This window comes from Azospirillum lipoferum (genome assembly GCF_024170005.1).
Taxonomy (GTDB): Bacteria; Pseudomonadota; Alphaproteobacteria; order Azospirillales; family Azospirillaceae; genus Azospirillum; species Azospirillum lipoferum.
The window spans coordinates 1-8,721 of sequence record NZ_JALJXJ010000035.1; the positions used below are offsets into that span (position 1 = coordinate 1).

The following is an 8,721-nucleotide window of genomic DNA, read 5'->3' on the forward strand; positions in this document are numbered from 1 at the left end:
CGGAACTCGGTGTTGCGCAGGCCGCTGTCGCGGTCCTGGTCGACGTAGCCGGCTTCGAAATAGGCGTCGCCGCCGAGCGTGATGTCGAACTTCGATTGGGCGGAGGCCGGGCCCGCCGCCATGACGGAGGCGAGAGAAAGGGTGGCTGCACTGAGCAGCAGGGCTGAACGAGACATTGGGTTTCCTCCAGACACAGTGTTTCTTGGGGCCGGGCAACGCCGGCCAAGGATGTTGGCTTTGGGCGTTGCCACGGACCATTCGCGGTCTTGCCGTCATGGCGGGAGCGATCCAGAGGCCGCCGCGCCATCCGGCGTGTCGATCCCCTGTTGTCCGAACGGAATAGAACATCAGTTCCGGTATGCATACAACAAGGAACTTGCGTGCTGACGCGCTTATTGCCGAGTTTTCGCTCGTCAGAGGCAATTTTGCAGCAGTTTTTGGGCTTTTTGCCGAAGGGGGGGGAGGTGAGGAGGCTCTCCGCCCCTCAAAACAGAAAAAAAATTCTATCTAGGCTCGTAGCGGAATGTATAATCCCCAATCATCCGCGCCCACATCCATCACTGCATCCATATGGAGTGGAGGCGCATCGCATGATGATTCGGCATCACAGAGGGCGACCATGAGCAAGCTGCTGCTGCGCAACCATGCACCGGACCCGGCCGGCCGGGTGCACCATGTCACGCCCGAATCGGCGGGCTGGTCGTGCATCGGGTTCGACCTTTACCGCCTTGAGGAAGGCATGAGCGTGTCCGGCGAGGATCCCGACCGCGAGACCTGTCTGGTCTTCGTTGCCGGACGCGGTGCGGCGACGGTCGGCGGGCAGGAATGGGCGGAGCTTGGCGACCGCATGTCGCCCTTCGAGGACAAGCGGCCCTACGCGATCTATCTGCCGCAGGGCACGCCGTGGCAGGTGCGGGCCACCACCGCGCTGGAACTGGCGGTCTGCACCGCGCCCGGCCTGAACGGCGGGCTGCCGGTGCGGTTGATCCGTCCGGAGGATGTTGCCGCCTCGGTGCGCGGGCGCGGCAGCAACACCCGCCATGTCTTCGACATCCTGCCCGACTCGCAGCCGGCCGACAGCCTTCTGGTGGTGGAGGTCATCACGCCGGCCGGCAACTGGTCCAGCTATCCGCCGCACAAGCACGACGCCGACGACGGCACGGCGGAAACCCAGTTGGAGGAGACCTATTACCACCGGATCGACCCGCCGCAGGGCTTCGCCTTCCAGCGCGTCTACACCGACGACCGTTCGCTGGACGAGGCGATGGCGGTGGAGAACGGCGACCTCGTCATGGTCCCGCGCGGCTACCACCCGGTCGGCGCCGCCCACGGCTACACCGGCTATTACCTGAATGTGATGGCGGGTCCGCGCCGCGCCTGGCATTTCAACACCGCACCGGAACACCGCTGGCTGCTGGCGCCGGGTTGATCGGGAGCGGCAAGGCTCGGACCGGGGGGCCGCACGCATCCGCCAGTCCATCGCCCACCGAACGGGGCGCCGTCCAGCACGGCGCCCCGTTCGTCGTTCTGCACAGTCCTGCCCGAATTGCGATTGTTGATTTTAAAGATTATCAGCCACATAGCCGTCTTGGTGGCGGGAATGGAAATTCCATACCTTCCCGCATGGCTGTGGCGCGCTCCGCCTTTCCAGCCTCCGGTGCTGGAAACTATTCCCGAATGGCGACAAACCGCGGAAAACCGGCTGGTGAGACCACCTTCCGCCTCACCTGATGGATAAACTGAATATTCTGCCTTGAACAATCTTCGAAATTAATATTCTATATGTGCAGCGACATGCCGCGCCGCTGTGGACCGGTGACGGCGGCCAAGAACAAACGAATCCACCAGCGACCAATCCACCATCGCTTAGGGAGAGGACCGTGGCCGTGACCGCCCTTGGAATGATGACGCCGCCCAGCGTATCCACCCACGCCCCGCCTTATCTTCTCGAGGTCGACAGCGTCCGGAAGGAGTTTCCGGGGGTGGTGGCTCTGGACAGCGTCTGCCTGCGGATCCGGCCCGGCACCGTGCATGCCCTGATGGGGGAGAACGGCGCCGGCAAATCGACCCTGATGAAGATCATCGCCGGCATCTACACGCCCGACCAGGGCATGATCCGGCTGCGCGGCGAGCCCTGCCGCCTGACCTCGCCGCTGGATGCGCTGGAGGCCGGCATCGCCATGATCCATCAGGAACTGAACCTGATGTCCTTCATGACCATCGCCGAGAACATCTGGATCCGGCGCGAGCCGCTCAACCGTTTCGGCCTCGTCGACCATGCCGAGCTGCGCCGCCGCACCCGGGATCTGTTCCGCCGCCTGAAGATCGATCTCGATCCTGATCAGGCGGTGGGCGAACTGACCGTCGCCGGCCGCCAGATGGTGGAGATCGCCAAGGCCGTCTCCTACGACTCCGACGTCCTGATCATGGACGAGCCGACCTCCGCCCTGACCGACCGCGAGGTGGCACATCTGTTCGCCATCGTCGAGGATCTGCGGTCGCGCGGCAAGGCGATCATCTACATCACCCACAAGATGAACGAGGTGTTCGAGATCGCCGACGACATCTCGATCTTCCGCGACGGGCGCCACATCCTGACCGACGCCGCCTCCAACCTGACGCGCGACAAGCTGATCAATCTGATGGTCGGCCGGGAAATCACCCAGATGTTCCCGAAGGGCGAATCGAAGATCGGCGAGGTGGTGCTGTCGGTCGAGAATCTTGCGCTCGAAGGGGTGTTCTCCAACGTCAGCTTCGAGCTTCGGGCCGGCGAGATCCTCGGCATCGCCGGGCTGGTCGGTTCCGGCCGCACCAATGTGGCGGAGGCGATCTTCGGCATGACGCCGGCCACCGCCGGCACCATCCGCATCGACGGCAAGCCGGTGAGGGTCGACAGCCCGAAGACGGCGATGGCGCACAAGCTGGCGCTGCTGACGGAGGACCGCAAGGAAACCGGCCTGTTCCTGATGCTGTCGGTTCTGGAGAACATGGAGCTGGCGGCGCTGACCGACCGCTATGTCCAGGGCGGCTTCGTCGCGCAGTCGGAACTGAACGGCATCTGCGCCACCATGAAGAACACCCTGCGGGTCAAGACCCCCCACTTGCAGGAGTGCATCGAAAACCTCAGCGGCGGCAACCAGCAGAAGGTGCTGATCGCCCGCTGGCTGATGACCCAGCCGCGCGTCCTCATCCTGGACGAACCGACGCGCGGGATCGATGTCGGCGCCAAGGCGGAAATCCACCGCCTGATCTCCGACCTCGCCGCCCAGGGCATGGCGATCATCATGATCTCGTCGGAACTGCCGGAAATCCTCGGCATGAGCGACCGGGTGATGGTGATGCACGAGGGCCGTGTGACCGGCACCGTCGACCGTGCGGACGCCGATCAGGTGACCATCATGCGCCTGGCGTCCGGCTGACCGGTCCATCCGCCCCCGTCGGCGGGCCGGGACTCTGCCGGGCCATAGAAAAAACCGGGAGGAATGAACATGAACGCATCCGTCAACAGCGGCGGGGTGGTGGAGACACCCGCCCGCCGTCCCTTCAAGATGCCGGTCGAGGCCGGAATCTTCCTCGTCCTGGTCGCCATCGCCCTTGCCTTCGAAGCGCTCGGCTGGATGGTCCGCGGCGAATCCTTTCTCGGCAACTCGCAGCGTCTGGTCATCATCGTCCTTCAGGTGTCGATCATCGGGCTGCTCGCCATCGGCGTCACCCAGGTGATCATCACCTCGGGCGTCGATCTGTCGTCGGGGTCGGTCCTGGCCCTGTCGGCGATGGTGGCGGCAAGCCTCGCCCAGACCTCCGACAATGCCCGCGCCGTCTTCCCGATGCTGACCGACCTGCCGGCGGTGGTGCCGGTGATCGCCGGCGTGCTGGTCGGGGCGCTGGCTGGGGTGGTCAATGGCGGGCTGGTCGCGGTGACCGGCATTCCCCCCTTCATCGCCACGCTGGGCATGATGGTGACGGCGCGCGGCCTCGCCCGCTACTACACCCACGGCCAGCCGATCAGCCGCCTGTCTGAGGACTTCACCTGGATCGGTGCCGGCGCTACCCCGGTGATCGTCTTCCTGGTCACCGCGCTGATCTTCCACGTGGCGCTGCGCTACACCCGCTACGGCAAGTTCACCTACGCCATCGGCGCCAACGCCCAGGCCGCCCGCGTCTCCGGCATCAATATCGGCCGGCACCTGATCGTGGTCTACGGCATCGCCGGGCTGCTGGCCGGCCTTGGCGGGGTGATGACCGCCGCGCGCTCCGCCACCGGTCAGGCCGGCATGGGCATGGGGTATGAGCTGGATGCCATCGCCGCGGTGGTGATCGGCGGCACCTCCCTGACCGGCGGCGTCGGCCGCATCACCGGGACGGTGATCGGCACCGTGATCCTTGGCGTCATGACCAGCGGCTTCACCTTCGTCGGCATCGACGCCTATGTGCAGGACATCGTGAAGGGCCTGATCATCGTCGCCGCGGTGACCGCCGACCAATACCGCATGCGCCGCCGGAAGAAGGCCTGATCGGCTCCGCATTCCCCCGGTTCTCTGCGTTGTTCTTTAAGGCATCCGGACCCCACCGGACGGTCCCGGATCATTCCCGTGACACGCCATCAACCGACCTGTCCTTCCCATCGACCAATAAGGACGGCACGGCGGAGCCCCCGCAAGGACCGTCCATCAACCAAGTGAGGAAACAAATGAAGCGTCCGCACCTGAAGCACCTGTTGGCTGCCTGCTCCGCCGCCATGGTCATGATGTCGGCCTCGGCCTACGCCACGACCATCGGCGTGTCGATGGCCTATTTCGACGACAACTTCCTCAACACGCTGCGTCAGGCGATGGCCGATCAGGCCAAGTCGATGCCCGGCGTGAAGATCCAGTTCGAGGACGCCCGCGGCGATACCGGCCGCCAGCTGAGCCAGGTGCAGAACTTCGTCGCCCAGAAGGTGGACGCGATCATCATCAACACCACGGACAGCTCCGCCACCGGCCGCATGAGCCAGATCGTCTCGGCCGCCGGCATCCCGCTGGTCTACGTCAACCGCAAGCCGGCCGAGGACACCCTGCCCGAGAAGGTGGTCTTCGTCGGTTCCGACGAGAACGTGTCGGGCACGCTGGAGGCCGAGGAGCTGGCCAAGCAGCTGAACTACAAGGGCAACGTCGCCATCATGATGGGCGAGCTCGCCACCAACGCCGCGGAGCTGCGCACCAAGGGCGTGGAGAAGGTGGTCGCCAAATATCCCGGCATGAAGATCGTCCAGAAGCAGACCGCCAACTTCCTGCGCGCCCAGGCGCTGGACCTGATGAACAACTGGATCGTGTCGGGCGAGAAGATCGACGCGGTCGCCGCCAACAACGACGAGATGGCGATCGGCGCCATCCTGGCCCTGCAACAGGCCGGCGTCTCGCCGAAGAAGGTCCTGGTCGGCGGCATCGACGCCACTGCCGACGCGCTGGCCGAAATGCAGGACGGCAACCTTGCCGTCACCGTCTTCCAGGACGCCAAGGGCCAGGGCCGCGGCGCGCTGGAATCGGCAGTGAAGCTGTCGAAGGGCGAGAAGGTCGAGAAGAACGTCATGGTGCCGTTCCAGCTCGTCACCAAGGACAACTACAAGCAGTTCATGGGCAACTGACCGGCCGGTCTCGGTGATGTACAAGCCCCCGCCCGGTTGGCCGGACGGGGGCTTTTCATGTTGGAGTGCGTGCCTTTAGAAGTTGCTGGTCAGCGTAACCAGGAAGGTCCGCGGCGCGCCGGGGGTGATGTTGTTGTTGCTGTTCGCGGTGCTGTAATACTTGCGGTCGAACAGGTTCTGCACGTTCAGCTGGGCCTTCACGTTCTCCGTGACGTTGGCGTAGACCGCCGCGTCGAAGCGGGTGTAGCCCGGCAGGGTCACCGTGTTGTCGGCGCCGGCATAGACCTTGGTCTGGTGGATCATGCCGATGCCGGCGCCGAACATCTCGGTGACCTGGTACTTGTTCCACAGCGAGAAGCTGTGGCGCGGCACCAGCGCGACGCTGGCACCGCTGACCGCACTGCTGGTGGTGCTGGTGATCTCGGCCTTCTGCAGCGTATAGCCGCCGGCGATCTGCCACTTGTCGGTGATGTTGCCGCTGACGCCCAGTTCGAAGCCGCGGGTGCGCTGGCTGCCGGTCTGCACGGTCAGGGCCGGGTTGTTCGGGTCGGGGGCCGAGGTGTTGGTGCGGTCAAGCTGGAACAGGGCACCGGTCACCGACAGGTTCGCCAGAACCTCCCACTTGGCGCCGATCTCCCAGTTGGTGAACTTCTCCGGTTCCAGATTGGCCGAGGTGGTGGTCAGGGTGGTGAACTGGTCGCCGGAGCCCGGCAGGTAGGATACGCTGTAGCTGGCGTAGAGCGACAGCGGCTGCACCGGCTTGAACACCACGCCCAGGCGCGGCGACCACATGGTGTCCTGGCGGCTCAGCTTCTGGCCGTTGCGGTTGTTGGTGTAGTCGATGTCGAAGCGTTCGAACCGCAGGCCGCCGATGACCTGGAGCTGTTCGGTCAGCTCGACCTGATCCTGGACATAGCCGGCGGCGGTCGTCACCGTGGCGCTGCTGTTGGCGTCGGTGGCGCTTTGGCGCCAGGCGGTCGGGCCGCGGTAGATCGGGTTGGACAGCGGCACCGTCACCGAGGTGGCGTTGCCGAAGAAGGCGGTGTTGCGGAACTGGTCGGTCTTCTGCCGGCCGACCTCGACGCCGGTCACCACCGTGTGCTTCACCGGGCCGGTGTTCAGCTTGAAGATGGCGTCGGTCTGGTTGACGAGGTTGTCGCGCTCGATCGAGTGGTTGTAGCCGGACAGGCTGACCGCGGTACCGGCCGCATTCACCGCGCCGGCGAAGACGTTCTGGTAGATCTTGTCGTAATGCGCATAGCGGAAGCGGTCGCGGATGGTGATGCTGCTGGTCAGCTCATGTTCCAGCGTGGCGTCGACCGCGTTCGACTCGACCGTGGAGAAGCTGTTGTCCGGGTTGCCGAAGAAGGTGGAGGTTCCGGTGTTCAGCGGCACCCCGCGGTAGGAGGGGACGCCACGGTCGGCGGTGCGGTCGTCCTTGAAATACTCGTAGCTCAGCTTGATCTTGGTCTTGTCGCCGGGCGTGAAGGTGACGGTCGGGTTGATGCCGATCCGCTCGACATTCACGCTGTCGCGGTAGCTGTCGGAATTCTCGTACATGCCGTTCAGGCGCACGGCGAACTCCGGCGTCACCGCCTGACCGACGTCGCCGGTCACCCGGCGGGTGTCGTAGGAGCCGGCCCGCAGGCTGAACTCGCGCACCGGCTGGCCGTCGGCCTCCTTCTGCACGCGGTTGATGACGCCGCCCCCGCCGCCACGGCCGAAGATCATGGCGTTGGAGCCCTTCAGCGCCTCCACCCGGTCGATGTTGTAGAGGTCGCGGAAATACATGGCGTCGTCGCGCACGCCGTCCAGGAAGAAGCTGGCGGTGGTGCTGTTGCCGCGGATGGTGAGCTGGTCGCGGTTGCCCTCGCCCTGGCCGGCATTGACGCCGGGCATGTAGCGCACGACGTCGGCCATGCTCTGCATCGCCTGATCCTTGATCAGCGCCTCCGGCACCACCGAAATCGACTGCGGCACGTCCTGCAACGGCGTGTCGGTCTTGGTCGCCGACGTGCTCCGCTTGGCGACATAGCCCTGCACCGGCTCCGTCCGCTGCTCCGCCCCGGTCACCGTCACCGGACCCAGCACGGTGGCCTGATCCTGAGCCTGAGCGACCGCGCCCCCCAGCGCGGCTCCCGCCCCGGTCATCGCCCCGGTCACCGTCACGGCCATCATCGCCGCCTTCACCGCTGTCGTGCGCAGCAGGACCGCCCGCTCCCGGCCCTGCGCACCCGTCTGCCGCTTGCCCCCCAACATGCCCCTCATCAGCCGATCTTTCCTTTCGACGTCACGAAAATGCGACTTATTCGCATATGCACGAACGTCATACGAAAGAATGGCGGGAGAGGGCAAGAGGGTTTGCGAATAATTCCTATTATCTGGCGCGGGTGCGACAATACAGGTCAGCAACCGGATCGATCCGGCATTTTCGGAACTGCTGATAACAAGGAAATTTCATGTACTCAGATATAATATTGCTCATACGCTATGCTTTTATCACCATAGCGACACTTGCTATCCCTGTGCTTTGCCGCTACGGCCTGACACACGCTTGCGAAAAGGGCGGGATGCCGCTGCACCCCGCCCTGGTCTTCCCGTCAGCTTCCGGCAGCGATGCCGCTGCCGTCCGGCGCGTTTCGCGTCACAGGTCGCCCATGGACCGGTCGATCTCCCACACCAGACGGTCGGCCAGCTTGATCGAGCGGTCCAGATCGGTGGGGCTCATGCCCAGGCCGGGGTCCTCGACCACCGGAAAACTTTCCGCCCGGTCCACCCCCCGCCCTTTGGCGCTGACCAGCACCTCATAGCTGCGGTTGTCCTCGTTGAACAGGCATTCGGTTTCGAAGCCGCGGGCATCGCTTTCGACCCACATGATCGCTTTGCTCATGGTCTTAAATCCTGACGTGAAGGGTTTCGTTACTTGGCGGGAGCCGGTTCCTTGCGGGCGGCGGACTTGCCGGCAGGCTTGACCTCGACCGGGGCGGCGTCCTGGGCGGACGGCTCGACATAGGCGCGTCCGTAATAGCTGTCGATGAGGAGCTGCCTGATCTCGGCGACCAGCGGATAGCGCGGGTTGGCGCCGGTGCACTGGT

Annotated in this window: 6 protein-coding genes; 4 read left to right on the plus strand and 2 right to left on the minus strand. The window is 64.8% G+C overall.

The annotated features are described in order from the left end of the window. Positions 1-619 precede the first annotated feature (619 nt). From iolB to J2848_RS35580, 4 genes are all read left to right on the plus strand, one after another. On the plus strand, positions 620-1,429 hold the full coding sequence (iolB, locus tag J2848_RS35565) for a 5-deoxy-glucuronate isomerase (RefSeq protein WP_149235722.1): 810 nt from the start codon (positions 620-622) through the stop codon (positions 1,427-1,429). A gap of 457 nt (positions 1,430-1,886) precedes the next feature. Beyond that, positions 1,887-3,419, plus strand: a complete 1,533-nt coding sequence (locus J2848_RS35570; protein WP_211103385.1) for a sugar ABC transporter ATP-binding protein — start codon at positions 1,887-1,889, stop codon at positions 3,417-3,419. Between the two features lie 69 nt (positions 3,420-3,488). Further along, positions 3,489-4,514 (plus strand): ABC transporter permease, encoded by a 1,026-nt coding sequence (locus J2848_RS35575; RefSeq protein ID WP_149235723.1) that lies wholly within the window; start codon positions 3,489-3,491, stop codon positions 4,512-4,514. 176 nt (positions 4,515-4,690) lie between these two features. Next, positions 4,691-5,626: a sugar ABC transporter substrate-binding protein gene (locus J2848_RS35580; protein WP_211103386.1), complete on the plus strand. Its 936-nt coding sequence runs from the start codon at positions 4,691-4,693 to the stop codon at positions 5,624-5,626. A 75-nt stretch (positions 5,627-5,701) separates the two neighbouring features. Here J2848_RS35580 and J2848_RS35585 read toward each other — a convergent pair whose 3' ends face one another. Both J2848_RS35585 and J2848_RS35590 read right to left on the minus strand, forming a co-directional pair. Next, the gene (locus J2848_RS35585; RefSeq protein ID WP_211103387.1) at positions 5,702-7,894 is read right to left on the minus strand and encodes a TonB-dependent receptor; all 2,193 of its coding nucleotides are present in this window, start codon (positions 7,892-7,894) and stop codon (positions 5,702-5,704) included. A gap of 376 nt (positions 7,895-8,270) precedes the next feature. Then, complete coding sequence (locus tag J2848_RS35590) at positions 8,271-8,516, minus strand: hypothetical protein (RefSeq protein WP_149235724.1); 246 nt, start codon at positions 8,514-8,516, stop codon at positions 8,271-8,273. Positions 8,517-8,721 lie beyond the last annotated feature (205 nt).